The organism is Actinocrinis sp. (assembly GCF_035653575.1).
Classification (GTDB): Bacteria; Actinomycetota; Actinomycetes; order Streptomycetales; family Catenulisporaceae; genus Actinocrinis.
Genome location: NZ_DASRBQ010000119.1, coordinates 21127 through 37278 on the forward strand (window position 1 = coordinate 21127; position 16152 = coordinate 37278).

At 70.6% G+C, this 16152-nt stretch carries 13 protein-coding genes; 11 read left to right on the forward strand and 2 right to left on the reverse strand.

Annotated elements, in window-relative coordinates; translation table 11 throughout:
• Positions 1 to 8: 8 nt before the first annotated feature.
• The 8 genes from ruvC (at position 9) to VFA06_RS17050 (ending at position 9596) form a co-directional block, all read left to right on the forward strand.
• Positions 9 to 587, forward strand: a complete 579-nt coding sequence (ruvC, locus tag VFA06_RS17015) for a crossover junction endodeoxyribonuclease RuvC (protein ID WP_349260218.1) — start codon at positions 9 to 11, stop codon at positions 585 to 587.
• Between the two features lie 37 nt (positions 588 to 624).
• The gene (gene ruvA / locus VFA06_RS17020) at positions 625 to 1263 is read left to right on the forward strand and encodes a Holliday junction branch migration protein RuvA (RefSeq protein ID WP_324841572.1); all 639 of its coding nucleotides are present in this window, start codon (positions 625 to 627) and stop codon (positions 1261 to 1263) included.
• An 18-nt stretch (positions 1264 to 1281) separates the two neighbouring features.
• On the forward strand, positions 1282 to 2388 hold the full coding sequence (ruvB, locus tag VFA06_RS17025; RefSeq protein ID WP_324841573.1) for a Holliday junction branch migration DNA helicase RuvB: 1107 nt from the start codon (positions 1282 to 1284) through the stop codon (positions 2386 to 2388).
• 168 nt (positions 2389 to 2556) lie between these two features.
• Positions 2557 to 2988 (forward strand): preprotein translocase subunit YajC, encoded by a 432-nt coding sequence (gene yajC / locus VFA06_RS17030; protein ID WP_324841574.1) that lies wholly within the window; start codon positions 2557 to 2559, stop codon positions 2986 to 2988.
• 330 nt (positions 2989 to 3318) lie between these two features.
• The gene (gene secD, locus VFA06_RS17035; protein ID WP_324841575.1) at positions 3319 to 5136 is read left to right on the forward strand and encodes a protein translocase subunit SecD; all 1818 of its coding nucleotides are present in this window, start codon (positions 3319 to 3321) and stop codon (positions 5134 to 5136) included.
• The gene (secF, locus tag VFA06_RS17040) at positions 5136 to 6260 is read left to right on the forward strand and encodes a protein translocase subunit SecF (protein WP_324841576.1); all 1125 of its coding nucleotides are present in this window, start codon (positions 5136 to 5138) and stop codon (positions 6258 to 6260) included. Before secD ends, secF begins: the two co-directional genes overlap by 1 nt.
• 115 nt (positions 6261 to 6375) lie before the next feature.
• Positions 6376 to 6909 (forward strand): adenine phosphoribosyltransferase, encoded by a 534-nt coding sequence (locus VFA06_RS17045; RefSeq protein WP_324841577.1) that lies wholly within the window; start codon positions 6376 to 6378, stop codon positions 6907 to 6909.
• Positions 6910 to 7106: 197 nt separating this feature from the next.
• On the forward strand, positions 7107 to 9596 hold the full coding sequence (locus tag VFA06_RS17050; protein WP_324841578.1) for a bifunctional (p)ppGpp synthetase/guanosine-3',5'-bis(diphosphate) 3'-pyrophosphohydrolase: 2490 nt from the start codon (positions 7107 to 7109) through the stop codon (positions 9594 to 9596).
• Positions 9597 to 9727: 131 nt separating this feature from the next.
• On the opposite strand, the gene VFA06_RS17055 is transcribed toward VFA06_RS17050, so the two are convergent.
• Together VFA06_RS17055 and VFA06_RS17060 are read right to left on the reverse strand one after the other, a co-directional pair.
• Positions 9728 to 10915: a DUF349 domain-containing protein gene (locus VFA06_RS17055; protein ID WP_349260224.1), complete on the reverse strand. Its 1188-nt coding sequence runs from the start codon at positions 10913 to 10915 to the stop codon at positions 9728 to 9730.
• A 338-nt stretch (positions 10916 to 11253) separates the two neighbouring features.
• Positions 11254 to 12093, reverse strand: coding sequence for a peptidylprolyl isomerase (locus VFA06_RS17060; RefSeq protein ID WP_324841580.1), 840 nt, complete (start codon positions 12091 to 12093; stop codon positions 11254 to 11256).
• Positions 12094 to 12297: 204 nt separating this feature from the next.
• Between VFA06_RS17060 and VFA06_RS17065 the strand changes: the two genes are divergently transcribed.
• From VFA06_RS17065 to aspS, 3 genes are read left to right on the forward strand one after another with little or no spacing between them, the layout of a single operon-like run.
• Positions 12298 to 13032: an MBL fold metallo-hydrolase gene (locus VFA06_RS17065; RefSeq protein WP_324841581.1), complete on the forward strand. Its 735-nt coding sequence runs from the start codon at positions 12298 to 12300 to the stop codon at positions 13030 to 13032.
• A gap of 22 nt (positions 13033 to 13054) precedes the next feature.
• Complete coding sequence (hisS, locus tag VFA06_RS17070) at positions 13055 to 14317, forward strand: histidine--tRNA ligase (RefSeq protein ID WP_324841582.1); 1263 nt, start codon at positions 13055 to 13057, stop codon at positions 14315 to 14317.
• On the forward strand, positions 14314 to 16092 hold the full coding sequence (aspS, locus tag VFA06_RS17075) for an aspartate--tRNA ligase (protein WP_324841583.1): 1779 nt from the start codon (positions 14314 to 14316) through the stop codon (positions 16090 to 16092). The genes hisS and aspS overlap by 4 nt, the downstream gene beginning before the upstream one ends.
• The last annotated feature ends 60 nt before the right edge of the window (positions 16093 to 16152 follow it).

Sequence of the window (16152 nt, forward strand, 5' to 3'; positions counted from 1 at the left end):
GGCATCGAGTGAGAGTCCTCGGCGTGGACCCGGGGCTGACGCGGATGGGCGTCGGCGTGGTCGAGGGACGCATCGGCGCGCCGCTGTCGATAGTGGCCGCCGGAGTGGTGCGCACGCCCGCCGACGAGCCCATCCACCGGCGACTGCTCTCGATCGACGAGCAGATCAGCGAGTGGCTGGACACGTACAAGCCCGACGCGGTCGCCGTGGAGCGTATGTTCGCGCAGGAGGGCGTTCGTACGATCATGGGCACCGCGCAGGCAGCGGGGATCGCCATGGTGGCCGCCGCGAAGCGCGGGCTACCCGTCGCGATGCACACGCCGAGCGAGGTCAAGGCCGCGATCACCGGTGACGGGCGGGCGCAGAAGGAACAGGTCGCCGCCATGGTGGTAAGGATCCTGAAGCTAGCCGAGGCGCCCAAGCCGGTCGACGCCACCGACGCGCTCGCCCTCGCGATCTGCCACGTCTGGCGCGGCGGCGCGGCCGATCGGATCGCCGAAGCGCTGCAACGCCAGGGAGTGTCGCTGCCCTCCGGTAACGTGCCGATGCACAGGGAACGTGGACGGCGGAAGGGCGGCTTCAGATGAGCGGCGTGCGGAAACTGCCAGCGTCCGGCGGCGCCGCGTGATCGCCTTCGTCGAGGGCCAGGTCGACGCGCTCGCCCCGGACGCGGCGGTGGTCAAGGTCGGCGGGGTCGGGCTGCTCGTGCACTGCGCGCCCGGCACGCTCGCGCAGCTGACGGTCGGTCAGCAGGCCCGCCTGGCCACGAGTCTGATCGTGCGTGAGGATTCGCTCACCCTCTACGGCTTCGCGGACGATGACGAGCGCACCGTCTTCGAGCTGCTGCAGACCGCCAGCGGAGTCGGTCCCCGGCTCGCGCAGGCCATGCTGGCCACACACCGCCCGGACACGCTGCGCACCATCTTCGCCACCCAGGACCAAAGGGCGCTGACACTGGTGCCCGGCATCGGGCCGAAAGGCGCGCAGAAGCTGCTGATCGAGCTCAAGGGCCGGCTCGGCGCACCCAGCGGCGCGGCCGCGCAGGGCGCCTCCGGCGGTCCGGCGGCCGGCAGCGCCGCGCCCGGCGTCACGCCCTGGCGCGGCCAGCTGCTCGAAGCCCTGACCGGCCTCGGCTGGACCGCCCGGGACGCCGAGGCCGCGCTCGCCGACGTCGAGCCGGTCGCCGCCGAGGCCGAGGCCCGCGGCGAGAGCCCGCAACTGCCCGTCCTGCTGCGCGCCGCACTGCGCAGCCTGAAGCGATAACCGGCGGGGGAGAGCGCAATGGCCAACGAGCCGCGGCTGATGGACGCGAGCGCGGACAACGACGAGCGCGCCGCCGAGGCGGCGCTGCGCCCCAAGTCGCTCGCCGACTTCGTGGGCCAGCGCAAGGTGCGTGAACAGCTCGAACTGGTGCTGCACGCGGCCAAGGGCCGCGGCACCGCGCCCGACCACATCCTGCTGGCCGGCCCGCCCGGGCTCGGCAAGACCACCCTCGCGATGATCATCGCCGCCGAGCTCGGCGTGCCGATCCGGATCACCTCGGGTCCCGCCATCCAGCACGCCGGCGATCTGGCCGCCATCCTCTCCTCACTGGCCGACGGCGAGGTGCTCTTCCTCGACGAGATCCACCGGATGTCCCGGCCCGCCGAGGAGATGCTCTACATGGCGATGGAGGACTACCGAGTCGACGTCATCGTCGGCAAGGGCCCCGGCGCGACCGCCATCCCCTTGGAACTTCCACCGTTCACCCTCGTCGGCGCGACCACCCGCTCCGGCCTGCTTCCCGCCCCGCTGCGCGACCGCTTCGGCTTCACCGGGCACATGGAGTTCTACGAATCCGAGGACCTGGAACGGGTCGCGCACCGCTCCGCGCGGCTGCTCGGCGTGGACATCGAGCCCGAAGGCGCCGCGGAGATCGCCTCCCGCTCCCGCGGCACCCCGCGTATCGCCAACCGGCTGCTGCGCCGCGTGCGGGACTTCGCGCAGGTCAGAGGGGACGGCCGGGTCACCCTCGACGCAGCGCGGGCCGCGTTGGAGGTCTACGAGGTGGACGAGCGCGGCCTCGACCGGCTGGACCGGGCCGTGCTCGGCGCGTTGTTACGCCTTTTCAACGGCGGCCCGGTCGGCCTGTCCACCCTCGCCGTCGCCATCGGCGAGGAGACCGACACGGTCGAGGAGGTCGCCGAACCGTTCCTGGTCAGGCAGGGTTTGCTGGCCCGCACCCCGCGCGGCCGTATCGCCACCGCCGCGGCCTGGGCGCACCTCGGGCTGCCGATGCCGGCCGGACCGGCGCCGGGCGGCGCGGCCTGGAATCAGACCTTCCCGGGCCAGGCCGCACCGGGGCAAGCCGGGCTATTCGGCGATGATCCAGGCAACCCGGGCGTGTAATCGGACGCTGTAATGAGCGTCGGGTGACGATGCCGCCACCTGGTCTCATTGTTTCGTGCGGGTATGAGCGCATAGACTCCGCGTGACCTGGAGTGCCTGCGCGCTCCGCGCAGACGATCGCCACCGCGTCGAACCGTGGGACGGTCCCGATAGGACAGCCGATAAATCGTGAACCTACTGCTGATCTACATCGTCGTCATCGGCGGCGTCTTCATCTTCATGACCAGCCGCGGCAACAAGAAGCGGCAGGCCCAGGCGGCGCAGTTGCAGAACGCGCTCACGCTCGGCGCGGAGGTCCGCACCATCGGGGGACTGGTCGGCGAGGTCGTCGAGGTGACCGACGAGCACGTGGTCGTCGAGACCACCCCCGGCGTGCGGCTCAAGTTCGTCAAGTCCGCCGTGGCCGGGGTCGTGGCGCCCGCCGAGCCCGAGACCGAGGAGCCGGCGGAGGGCGAGGAGCCCGAGGCGCTGACCGGCGAGAGCGCCGACGAGCACGAGCCCGAGGCCGCGGCCGAGCCGCAGGACGAGGTGCCCGCGGGTGCCCAGGAGACCGCGGCGGAAGAGGAGCTGCACACCGCTTCTCCCGCCACGAAGCGGTAGCACGACGAGGTAGACCATCCCGCCGCGCGGCGGTTTTTCGGCCGGTTCCCGGGGATCGCGGCTGAGAATCGCCGAAGAATTCTCCGCGGGCGGGAAACGCCGGACGGTGCGCAACCGTCCCAAGCACGGCACCGCCCGGACTTCGCCGGGCCGCCCGCCGCTCAACCGGCCGGCGGGTCCGCGAAGCCTGGGAACGGCCGTGTCGAGACCGTGATGACACAGGAGAAGTGCAACGTGGCTGCGAGGAAGACCCGGAGCGGGAGGCGCTCCGGGGCCCGTAGGTGGGTGGCCGGAGGGGCGGGGCAGGGACCCTGGCGGCCGCTGGCGTTGTTGGCGGTCCTCGTCGTGGCGCTGTACGCCACCATGTTCGGGACCGGGAACACCAAGCCGCACCTGGCGATCGACCTGGCCGGCGGCACCAGCGCGGTGTTCACCGCCAGCCCGGCGCCCGGCACGAACACCATCCCGGCCGGGGCGATGGGCACCGCGGTCACCATCATGAGCGAGCGCGTCAACGCGTTCGGCGTGTCCGAGGCGCAGGTCTCCCAGCAGGGCTCGAACACCATCCAGGTCGAGATCCCGGGCCACAACTCGCAGACCCTTGTCGACCAGGTCGGCCGGATGGCGCTGCTGTACTTCCGGCCGGTGATCCAGTCGGCGGCCGCGAGCGCGATGGCGAGCACGTCCCCGTCGCCGTCCGCGTCCGGCAGCCCCGCGCCCTCGGCCTCCTCGTCGGCCAAGGCCTCTTCCTCCGCCGCGCCGAAGGCTTCCGCGTCGGCCAGCGCCAAGGCCTCGGGCCAGGCCGAGAAGCTGACCACGCTCAAGGACGCCGCGAGCTCGAGCACCAGCCCCGCGGCCTCCGCGTCGAGCACGGCGAAGGCGTCCGCTTCCGCGACGCCGAGCGCCTCCTCCTCGGCCAGCACGGCCGCCTCGGCTTCGGAGAGCAAGGCCGCCGCCACCTTCGCGACCCTCAACTGCGCGAGCAAGACGGTCGCCAACGCCGCGGCCAAGGCCGCCGCCAACGCGCTGCCGAGCGACTACGTGGCCACCTGCGATAAGGACAACACGGCCAAGTACCTGCTCGGCCCGGCTGAGGTCGCCGGCACCGACGTCAAGAGCGCCAGCGCCACCCCGGTGATGGCCGGGCAGACGGTGACCAGCAACTGGCAGATCAACCTGACCTTCGACGCCAAGGGCACCAGCGAGTTCGCCACCGCCACCCAGCAGCTCTACCAGCAGTACACCAGCCAGAGCGGCAGCGGCCAGTTCGCGATCGTGCTCGACGGCGTGGTCGAGTCGGCCCCCGCGGTCAACCAGGGCGCCATCACCGGCGGCCAGGCACAGATCACCGGCACCTTCTCGCAGACCGACGCGGACAACCTGGCCACCGTCCTGAACTACGGCGCGCTGCCGCTGCGGTTCGACATCTCCCAGGTCTCCATCGTCTCCCCGACCCTCGGCGGGCACGAGCTGTCCGGCGGCCTGCTGGCCGGCGCCGTCGGCCTCGGGCTGGTGTTCCTGTACGTGATCTTCTACTACCGGGGTCTGGCCTCCATCGCGATCTCCAGCTTGATCGTCGCGGCGCTGCTGACCTACTCCTCGGCGGTGCTGCTCGGCCCGCTGATGGGCTTCACGCTCTCGCTGGCGGGCGTCGCCGGTCTGATCGTGGCCATCGGTATCACCGCGGACTCCTTCGTCGTGTTCTTCGAACGACTGCGAGACGAGGTGCGCGAAGGCCGCACCCTGCGCACCGCGGTCGAACACGGTTGGCACCGGGCCCGGCGCACGATCATCGCCTCGGACTTCGTCTCCTTCCTGGCCGCGGCGGTGCTGTACCTGATGTCCATCGGCTCGGTGAAGGGCTTCGCCTTCACCCTGGGCCTGACCACGGTGATCGACATCGTGGTGGTGTTCCTGTTCACCAAGCCGCTGATCACCCTGGCGGCCAGGAGCGAGTTCTTCGGCGGCGGGCACAAGTGGTCCGGCCTCGATCCGGAACGGCTCGGCGGCACCAGGATCGCGTTCCGCGCCCCGGCGGGCGCAGGTGGCAAGCGGATGACCATCGCCGAGCGGCGCCGGGCCGCCGAGCAGGCCGCCGCCGACGCGAACGGCGTGCAGAGCGACGAGACGAAGCGGGTGGATGTCTGATGGCCGGGCGCGATTCCCTCGGAAACCGCCTCTACCGGGGCGAGGTCTCCTACCAGATCGTCGGCCGGCGCCGGCGCTGGGCCGCGATCTTCGGCATCGTGCTGCTGCTGTCCGTCCTCGGCCTGGTCGTGCGCGGACTGCACTTCAGCGTCGACTTCAAGGGCGGCTCGGTGATCACCGTGCCGAGCGCGACGCTCAGCAGCGACCGGGCCGCCTCGATCGCCGAGGCCGACGGCGTGCCCGCGCCGACCGTGCAGGTGCAGCAGGTCGTCAACGGCGGCCGCCAGGTCACCGTGACCACCACGACGATCTCCTCCAAGACCCTGGAGAAGCTGACCTCGGATCTGGCCAAGGAAGCCGGAATCGACCCGACCAAGGTCACCAACGAGCTGGTCGGCGCGAGCTGGGGGCACGACGTCTCCACGGCCGCGGTCGAGGCCCTGCTCATCTTCCTGGCGCTGCTGGCCGTGTACCTGGCCCTCTTCTTCGAGTGGAAGATGGCCCTCGCCGCGCTGACCTCGCTGGTCAACGTCATCGTGATCACCGTGGGCGTGTACGCCTGGTCCGGGCTCGAGGTCTCGCCGACCACCGTCGTCGGCTTCCTGACCATCCTCGGCTACGCGATGTACGACGCGGTCGTCGTGTTCGACAAGGTCAAGGAGAACAAGCGGCAGCTGGTCGACCAGAACAAGATGGGTTACGGCCCGGCGGCCAACCTCGCCGTCAACCAGACCCTGGTGCGTTCGGTCAACACCTCGCTGATCGCGCTCATCCCGGTCGCCTCGCTGCTGCTCGGCGGTACCGTCTCGCAGGCCGCGGTGCTCCAGGACCTGGCGCTCGCGCTACTGGTCGGTATCGGCGCCGGTACCGTCTCCTCGATCCTGGTGGCCACCCCGACGCTGGTGTGGCTCAAGGAGCTCGAGCCCGCGGTGCGCGCGCAGGAGCAGCGGCTCGCGGCGAAGGCCGCGGCGGACGCCAAGGCCGGCAAGGTGCCCGCGGCGGTGGTCGTCGCGGAGCAGGCCGAGCCGCAGGACGCGAAGCCCGCGGCGGCGGGAGCCTCGGCGGCCGGGGCGCGTCCGCGCAACCAGCCGGTGCGCAACCAGCCGCGGTCCAAGCGCCGCTGAGCGCCGCCGCCTAGTTAACAGGCCCAGGCCCGGGTACTGCCCCCGCTCGTCGTTCTCGACGTGAGGGTCCGGTACCCGGGCGGTCTGCTTTTCGAGCTGGCACTACAGTGGCCCCGTGATTGCTGAGCTGCTCGCCTCGCGCATCCGGGATGTGCCCGACTACCCGAAGCCGGGCATCGTCTTCAAGGACATCACCCCGCTGCTCGCCGACCCCGCGGCGTTCCGCGCGATGACCGGCGAGTTCGCCCGGCAGGCCCGGGTGGCCGGGGCGACCAAGGTGGTCGGGCTCGAGGCGCGCGGCTTCATCCTGGCCGCGCCGGTGGCCGTGGAGGCCGAGATCGGGTTCATTCCGGTGCGCAAGGCCGGCAAGCTGCCCGGGGCGGTGTTCGCGGTCTCCTATGCGCTGGAGTACGGCGAGGCGACCCTGGAGATCCACCAGGACTCGTTCCAGCCCGGCGACCGGGTGCTGATCGTGGACGACGTGCTGGCCACCGGCGGCACGGCCGCGGCCGCCGTCGAGGCGATCCGGCAGTGCGGCGCCGAACCGGTGGGCGTCTCGGTGCTGATGGAGCTCGGCTTCCTCAGCGGCCGCGACCGGCTGGCCGCGGAGAGCCCGCAGCTGCCCGTGACCGCGTTGCTGACCGTCTAGATCGAACACTGCCTAGATCAAACACTGTCTAGATCAAACACTGTCTAGATCCAACATCGTCTAGATCGAAAACCGTCTAGATCCAATCTTCATCCGCGGCGCCGCCCGGCACCGCTAGGATGGAGCTAAAGGCCCGGAATCTTGAGGCGGCGCACCCCGTTGACCCCATGACATGACCGGGACAGGGAGGTAGTCGCTTGACGACCACGCCGGAGGCAGCGGTACGAGCCCAGCAGGAAGAGCGGACCGGGACGGCAGCGCCCGCATCGTCCGCCGCGCCCGCAGGCCCGGAGCCCGAGCACGCCCCCGCGCAGTCGTCGACCGCCGCCACGGCCACGGCTCCCGCCGGCCCCGCTGAGGGGCAGCCCGCGACGCAGACCACGCCACAGACCTCCCAACGCTCCGGAACGCCTGCCACCTCCAGCCGGGTTCGCGCCCGGCTGGCGCGTCTCGGCGGGCCGCGCCCCGGCGGCCCCAGCCCGGTCCTTGAGCCGCTGTTCCGCATCGTGCGGGCCAGCGACCCCAAGGCCGACCTGCGCACCCTGGAGCGGGCCTACCAGATCGCCGAGAAGTACCACCGCGGCCAGCGGCGCAAGAGCGGCGACCCGTACATCACCCATCCCGTCGCGGTCACCACGATCCTGGCCGAGCTCGGTATGGACATCCCGACGCTGTGCGCGGGGCTGCTGCACGACACCGTCGAGGACACCGACTACACCCTCGAGATGCTGCGCCGCGACTTCGGCGACACGGTGGCGCTGCTCGTCGACGGCGTGACCAAGCTGGACAAGGTCAAGCTCGGCGAGGCCGCGCAGGCCGAGACGGTGCGCAAGATGGTCGTGGCGATGGCCCGCGACATCAGGGTCCTGGTCATCAAGCTGGCCGACCGGCTGCACAACATGCGCACCATGCGCTACATGCGCCGGGAGAAGCAGGAGCAGAAGTCCCGCGAGACCCTGGAGATCTACGCCCCGCTGGCGCACCGCCTGGGCATGAACACGATCAAGTGGGAGCTTGAGGACCTCGCCTTCGCGATCCTCTACCCCAAGATGTACGACGAGATCGTGCACCTGGTGGCCGAGCGCGCGCCCAAGCGCGAGGAGTTCCTGGCCCAGGTCATCGACATGGTGCAGGGCGACCTGCACGGCGCGCGGATCAAGGCCACGGTCACCGGCCGGCCGAAGCACTACTACTCGGTCTACCAGAAGATGATCGTGCGCGGCCGCGACTTCACCGAGATCTACGACCTGGTCGGCATCCGGGTCCTGGTCGAGTCGGTGCGCGACTGCTACGCCGCGCTCGGCACCATCCACGCGCGGTGGAACCCGGTCCCCGGCCGGTTCAAGGACTACATCGCGATGCCGAAGTTCAACATGTACCAGTCCCTGCACACCACGGTCATCGGGCCGCAGGGCAAGCCGGTGGAGCTGCAGATCCGCACGTACTCGATGCACCGGCGCGCCGAGTACGGCGTGGCGGCGCACTGGAAGTACAAGGAGGAGGCGGTTCGCGGCCCGGCCGGCGGCGCGGACGCCGCGGCGCAGGGCAACAAGGTCGGCGACATGGCCTGGCTGCGCCAGCTGCTCGACTGGCAGCGGGAGACCGCGGACCCGGGCGAGTTCCTCGACGCGCTGCGCTTCGACCTGTCCGCCTCCGAGGTGTTCGTCTTCACGCCCAAGGGCGACGTGGTGCCGCTGCCCTCCGGCTCCACGCCGGTGGACTTCGCCTACGCCGTGCACACCGAGGTCGGGCACCACTGCATCGGCGCCCGCGTCAACGGCCGCCTGGTGCCGCTGGAGTCGAAGCTCGACAACGGCGACGTGGTGGAGATCTTCACCTCCAAGGCGCCCACCGCGGGCCCGAGCCGCGACTGGCTCGGCTTCGTCGCCTCGCCGCGGGCCCGCAACAAGATCCGCGCGCACTTCACCAAGGAGCGCCGCGAGGAGGCCATCGAGCAGGGCCGCGAGCAGCTGGCCAAGACGATGCGCAAGCAGGGCCTGCCGCTGCAGCGGCTGCTCTCCAGCGAATCGCTCGGCTCGATCGCCCTTGACCTGCACTACGCCGACATCTCCGCCCTCTACGCGGCGATCGGCGAGAACCACGTCTCGGCGCAGTCGGTCGTCCAGCGGCTCATCCAGACCCTCGGCGGCGAGGAGGGCACGACCGAGGATCTGGCCGAGTCCACGCTGCCGGCGCTGCCCGGCGACAAGGGCGAGCGGCGGCGCGGCCGCGGCAGGCCGGGCGGCGATCCGGGCGTCCTGGTCAAGGGCATGGACGACATCTGGGTCAAGCTCTCGCGCTGCTGCACCCCGGTCCCCGGCGACACCATCGTCGGCTTCGTGACGCGCGGCGCCGGTGTGTCCGTGCACCGCAAGGACTGCGGCAACGTCGAGGCGCTGATGGCCCAGCCGGAGCGCATGGTCGAGGTGGAGTGGGCGCCGACCGCCAGCTCGGTGTTCCTGGTCTCCATCCAGGTCGAGGCGCTGGACCGGGCCCGGTTGCTGTCCGACGTGACCAGGGTGCTGTCCGACCAGCACGTCAACATCCTGTCGGCGAACGTGAACACCTCGCGGGATCGGGTGGCGATGTCCCGGTTCACCTTCGAGATGGGCGACCCGAAGCACCTCGGCCACGTGCTCAAGGCGGTGCGCGGCATCGAGGGCGTCTACGACGTCTACCGCGTGTGATGCACTGACGCCCGGTCAGCTTTTAAGCAGAGCCGCGAGAACCGGACCTGAAACGCCGTCGGCCGCCCATGCGCTGTGGGCGGCCGACGGCGTATGGCGTACGGCGTAGTACTGGATTTGGCGGATTGGCGCTATCGAGTGAACTCGTCGAGAGCGGCCTGAGCCTGGGCCAGCCACTCGCGCCGCGCGGTCAGCGCCGCCTCGGCGTCCTCCACCTTGCGCTGCTGGCCGGCGGCGCGGGCCCGCTCGAGCTCCTTCTCGAACTTCGCGATCGAGGACTCCAGCTGCCGGACCGTGGCCTCGGCGCGCGCCTTGGCCTCCGGGTTGGTGCGCTTCCACTCGGCCTGCTCGGCGTCGGCGACCGCGCGCTCCACGTCGCGAAGAGCGCCTTCGAGCCGCGGCTTGGCCTCGCGCGGCACCGGGCCGATCTCCTCCCAGCGCGCCTGGATGCCGCGCAGCGCCTGGCGGGCGCTCTTGAGGTCCGAGATCGGCAGCAGCTTCTGCGCCTCGGCCAGCAGCTCCTCCTTGCGGGTCTGGTTCTCCCGGAAGCCCGCGTCGCGCTGGTCGAGGTCGGCGTTGCGCGCGGTGAAGAAGGTGTCCTGCGCGGTCTTGAACCGCTCCCAGAGCTTGTCCTCGACCTCGCGCTGCGCCCGGCCCGCCGTCTTCCACTGCTTCATCAGGTCGCGGAAGCGCTGCGCGGTGCTCGCCCAATCGGTCGAATCGGCCAGGCTCTCCGCCTCCTCGACCAGCGCCTCCTTGCGCGCGCGCACCTCCTCGCGCTCCGCGTCAAGCTGCGCGAAGTGGGCCTTGCGGCGCTTGGCGAAGGCCGAGCGGGCCGCGCTGAACCGGGACCACAGCTCGTCGTCGGACTTGCGGTCCAGGCGCGGTACGCCCTTCCACTCGTCCACCAGCGCACGCAGCCGCTCGCCGGTCGCCTTCCACTCGCCGGACTGCGCCAGGCCCTCGGCCTCGACGACGATGCGCTCCTTGTGCGCGGCCGCCTCGGCCTGCTGCTTGGCCCGCGCCTCGCGCTTGGCGGCGCGGCGCTGCTCGGCGACCTCGTGCAGCTTGTCGAGCCGTCCGCGCAGGGCGTCAAGGTCGCCGATCGCGTGCGGCTCCACCAGCTGCTCGCGCAGCTTGGCGATGCTCGCGTCGGCGTCCTTGGCGTCCAGGTTCGTGGTGCTCAGCCGGCGCTCGAGCAGCTCGACCTCGGCCTTGAGGCCCTCGAACTTGCGCTGGTAGAAGGCCAGGCCTTCCTGCGGCGTGCCCGCCGCCCAGGAGCCGATCTGCCGCTCACCCTCGGCCGTGCGCACGAACACGGAACCGTCCTCGGCGACCCTGCCCCACTCGCTGGACGCCTGCGCAGCCTCCCCTGTGCCGTCGCGCGGCGCCTCAGGCTCCGGCTCGGCGCTGGCGGTCTGCTCCGGCTGCTCCGGTCCCTCGGACACGGTGCCCTCCTTGGACGTGCGACTTGTGACCGTGATCTATGGCGACGCGCCCCTTGCGTCACGGTACTGCGGTAGACCGATGTTGTTCCATTTTCATCGAGGCGCCGTTTTTACAACAGGCGCAGGGCACTCTACAAGCAACGACGGTCCCCGGACAGTCGGTAAACGCGTCCAGGGACCGTCGAATGAGCGGGTATCCGCGCCGTCGGCTACGAAATCGAGACCGACTCGATAGTCACGGTTTCCTTCGGCTTGCCGTCACCGCTGCCGTTGGCGTTGTCCGAGCCCTGCGCGGCGATCGCCTGCAGGACGTCCAGGCCCTTGGTGATCGTGCCGAACGGCGTGTAGTTCGGCCCGAGCGGGGAGTCCTTGTAGACCAGGAAGAACTGGCTGCCGTTGGTGCCCGGCCCGGAGTTGGCCATCGCCACGGTTCCGGCCTTGTAGGTGACCGTGCCGGAGGACCCGGCCGCGCCGAAGTAGTTCAGGTTCTCGTCCTGGAACTGGTACCCGGGGCCGCCCGAGCCGGTGCCGGTCGGGTCGCCGCACTGCAGCACGAAGATCGTCGAGGTGGTCAGGCGGTGGCAGTTGGTGTTGTTGAAGTAGTTCTTCCCGGCCAGGTACTGGAAGGAGTACGTCGCGTACGGCGCCTTGGTGGTCAGCGCCGAGAAGACGACGTCGCCCCGGTTGGTGTGGATCGTCGCGGTGTACGGCTTGGCGGCCAGCGCCGCGTTGAAGACCGGGATGCCGACGTCCTTCGACGCGGTACCGCTCTTGGTGTAGCCGATCTTCTCTGCCGTGCTCGACGCCGCTGCGCTTGCCGTGGCCCCGGCCGAGGCCGAACTCTGCGCGACCGGCTTGCTCGGAGCGTTAGGGGAGGTCGCCAGGATCGCGGCGGTGGCCCCACCGCCGACCACCACGACCGCGATGGCCGTGAAGATCGCGATGCGCCTGTTGCGCCTCGCCGCCGCCTGCTGCTTGGCGATCTTCGCCTGCACCCGCTCGTAGCGTGCGCGCTCCAGTGCGCGCTGCCGGTCCTTGGTGCTCGCCACTCTCGTCTTCTCCCTGTCTCAGATCCGCGCTGAACTTCGCGCCACACCCGCGTCGATGCTGCCCGCGTGCAGTGTACGGGCACGTCCTGAAGACGCAACGGGTCGCGGTTACCGGTTCGCGATCGTACGCGCGCCGCCGGTAGTCTTGGCTGACCATCACGGCCGCACGCAAGCCCGCCGAAATCCGTCGAGAACAGGACGCACGTGCTTATCGCAGGGTTCCCCGCCGGTCCGATCGGCGCCAACTGCTTCGTCGTGGCGCCCGGACCGAACGAGCGCTGCGTCGTCATCGACCCGGGCCAGGACGCCGTCAAGCCGCTAGACGACACGCTGCGGGAACACAACCTGAAGCCGGCCGCGGTGATACTCACGCACGGGCACTACGACCACGTCTGGTCGGTGGTCCCGGTCTGCGGCGCGCACGACATCCCGGCGTTCATCCACCCCGACGACCGGTTCATGCTCACCGACCCCGGCGCGGCCATCGGCGTGCGGGACGCGGCCGCGTTTTTCGGCGGCGCAACTTTCACCGAGCCCTCGGACGTGCGTGAGCTGCACGACGGCCAGCGGCTGGGTTTCGCGGATCTGCTCGGCATCGAATTCGTCGTCAATCACGCCCCGGGCCATACCAGGGGGTCGGTGACCTTCACGCTCCCGCGCGACAGCGTCGACGCGGAGCGGGGCGCCGGCTCCGACCGGAACGTCGACGTGCTGTTCAGTGGGGACCTGCTGTTCGCCGGCTCCATCGGACGCACCGACCTGCCCGGGGGCGATCCGCAGGCGATCTTCGCATCGCTCGAGCGGGTGGCGCTCCCGCTGCCGGACGACACGATCGTGCTGCCCGGCCACGGACCACAGACGACCATCGGCCGCGAGCGCGCGTCGAACCCGTTCCTGACCCGGCTCAGGGACCCGGGTACCGCGCGAACCGGCCTGTAGCGGATAGACGGGTAACGCAGCCTTGAGTACCTTCCAGGCCCCAAAGGGGACCTTCGACCTGATCCCGCCGCAGTCGGCGACCTTCCTCGCGGTGCGCGAGGCGATGGCCGCCGTCGTGCGGCGCGCCGGATACGGCTACGTCGAGACGCCGGCGTTCGAGGACACGGCGCTGTTCAAGCGCGGCGTCGGCGAGTCCAGCGACATCGTGACCAAGGAGATGTACACCTTCACCACGCGCGGCGGGGACTCGCTGACGCTGCGGCCTGAGGGCACCGCGTCGGTGGTGCGCGCGGTGTTGCAGCACAACCTCGACAAGGGCGCGCTGCCGGTGAAGCTGTACTACTCCGGTTCGTATTACCGCTACGAGCGGCCACAGAAGGGCCGCTACCGGCACTTCTCGCAGGTTGGCGCCGAGGTCCTGGGCTCCGAGGACCCGCTGGTCGACGTCGAGATCATCACGTTGGCCGCGGATGCGTTCCGCAATCTGGGGCTGCGTCAGGTGCGGCTGCTGCTCAACACCCTCGGCGATAAGGAATGCCGGCCGGTGTACCGCGCGGCGTTGCAGGAGTTCCTGCGCGGCCTGGACCTGGACGAGGCGACGCGCGCCCGGATCGAGATCAACCCGCTGCGGGTGCTCGACGACAAGCGGCCCGAGGTACGCGCGCAGCTGACGGACGCCCCGGTGATCGCCGATTACCTGTGCGACGCCTGCAAGAAGTACCACGAAGAGGTCCAGACGCTGCTGTCGATCGGCGGCGTCGCCTTCGAGGACGACGCGAAGCTGGTGCGCGGACTGGACTACTACACCCGTACCACCTTCGAGTTCGTGCACGATGGCCTCGGTGCGCAGTCCGCGATCGGCGGCGGCGGCCGGTATGACGGCCTGTCGGAAGAGCTCGGCGGGCCGCCGCTGCCCTCGGTCGGCTGGGCGCTCGGCGTGGACCGCACGGTCCTGGCGCTTGAGGCCGAAGGCGTGGAGCCGCCCGGCTCCGGACGGACCGTGGACGTGTTCGCGGTGCCGCTCGGCGAGGCGGCCAGGCACATGCTGTTCGGGCTCGTGCTTAAGCTGCGCGCAGAGGGCGTCAACGCCGACTTCGCGTACGGCGGCAAGGGCCTGAAGGGCGCGATGAAGGCCGCGGACCGTTCCGGCGCGCGGTACGCGCTCGTGGCCGGCGAGCGGGACCTGTCGGCCGACGTGGTACAGCTCAAGGACATGGAGAGCGGGGAACAGGTCCCCGTTCCGATCGACCAGCTCGTCTCGACGATTAAGGAGAAGTTGTCGTGATCCGCACGCGAGAGGCGGGGAGCCTGCGGGCCTCCGACGCCGGAAGCACCGTCACCCTGGCCGGGTGGGTGGCCCGGCGGCGTGATCACGGCGGCGTCACCTTCATCGACCTGCGCGACGGGTCCGGGGTCGTGCAGGTCGTGGTCAGGGAGTCTGAGGCCGTACACGACCTGCGCAACGAGTACTGCGTGACGGCCACCGGCGAGGTGCGCGAGCGTCCGGAGGGCAACGCCAACCCGGAGCTGCCGACCGGCGAGATCGAGGTCGTCGTCGACACGGTCGAGGTGCTGTCCACGGCCGCGCCGCTGCCCTTCCCCACCGACGAGCGCAAGAGCGCGAACATCAACGAGGAAGTGCGGCTCAAGTACCGCTACCTCGACCTGCGCCGCGACGACATGGCCTACAACCTGCGCACGCGCGCGAAGGCCACCAAGGTCATCCGCGACGTGATGGACGACCTCGGCTTCCTGGACATCGAGACGCCGTACCTCACGCGCTCGACGCCTGAGGGCGCGCGCGACTTCCTGGTGCCGGTGCGTTTGCAGCCGGGCACCTGGTACGCGCTGCCCCAGTCGCCTCAGCTGTTCAAGCAGCTGCTGATGGTCGCTGGCATGGAGCGGTACTACCAGATCGCGCGCTGCTTCCGGGACGAGGACTTCCGCGCCGACCGACAGCCGGAGTTCACCCAGCTCGACATCGAGATGTCCTTCGCCGACCAGGAGGACGTCATCAAGGTCGGCGAGGCCGTGGTCGAGCGGGTGTGGCGCGAGGTGCTCGGCGCCGAGATCCCGACCCCGCTGCCGCGGCTGACCTACGCCGAGGCCATGGCGCGGTACGGCTCGGACAAGCCGGACCTGCGCTTCGGCCAGGAACTCGTCGAGCTGACCGAGTACTTCGCGGGCACCGAGTTCCGGGTGTTCCAGGCCCCTTACGTCGGCGCGGTGGTCATGCCCGGCGGCGCGGCGCAGACCCGCAAGGAGCTCGACGGGTGGCAGGACTGGGCGAAGGCCCGCGGCGCCCGCGGCCTGGCCTACGTGCTCTTCGACGCCGAAACCGGCGAGCCGAAGGGCCCGGTGGCCAAGAACCTCTCCGAGGCGCATCTGGCCGGTCTCAAGGCGGCTGTCGGCGCGTCAGACGGCGACGCGGTGTTCTTCGCGGCCGGCAAGCGCACCGCGTCGCAGGAACTGCTCGGCGCGGCGCGCCTCGAGATCGGGCGGCGCTGCTCGCTCATCGAGGAGGGCAGCTGGAAGTTCCTGTGGGTCGTGGACTTCCCGATGTTCGAGCCGGTCGAGGACGAGAAGGGCGAGCAGGTCGGCTGGACCGCGGTGCACCACCCGTTCACCGCGCCGACCCCGGAGAGCCTCGACACGTTCGACAAGGACCCGGCGACCGCGCTGTCAAACGCCTACGACCTCGTGCTCAACGGCTCCGAGATCGGCGGCGGCTCGATCCGTATCCACCGCAAGGATGTGCAGGAGCGGGCGTTCGCCGCGATCGGCCTCTCTGACGAGGAGGCGCGCTCGAAGTTCGGCTTCCTGCTGGAGGCGTTCAACTACGGACCGCCGCCGCACGGTGGCATCGCGCTCGGGCTCGACCGCCTGGTGGCGCTGCTGACCGGCGCGGACACCATCCGCGACGTGATCGCCTTCCCGAAGACGGCCTCCGGCGGCGACCCGTTGACCGGTGCGCCGACGCCGATCACCGCGGCGCAGCGCAAGGAGGCCGGGATCGACGCGAAGCCGAAGGAACCGGGCGAGGCTGCGCCCCAGGGCTGACTCCGGTCCCATCCCTCAGCATGACGCCCGGGAACGCCGCGGTACGTCACACTGGACGTG

Excerpts from the sequence above, each read along its gene's own strand:
- secF (WP_324841576.1), top strand. The coding sequence starts at position 5,136 with ATGGCCGGGCGCGATTCCCTCGGAAACCGCCTCTACCGGGGCGAGGTC.
- ruvB (WP_324841573.1), top strand. The coding sequence starts at position 1,282 with ATGGCCAACGAGCCGCGGCTGATGGACGCGAGCGCGGACAACGACGAG.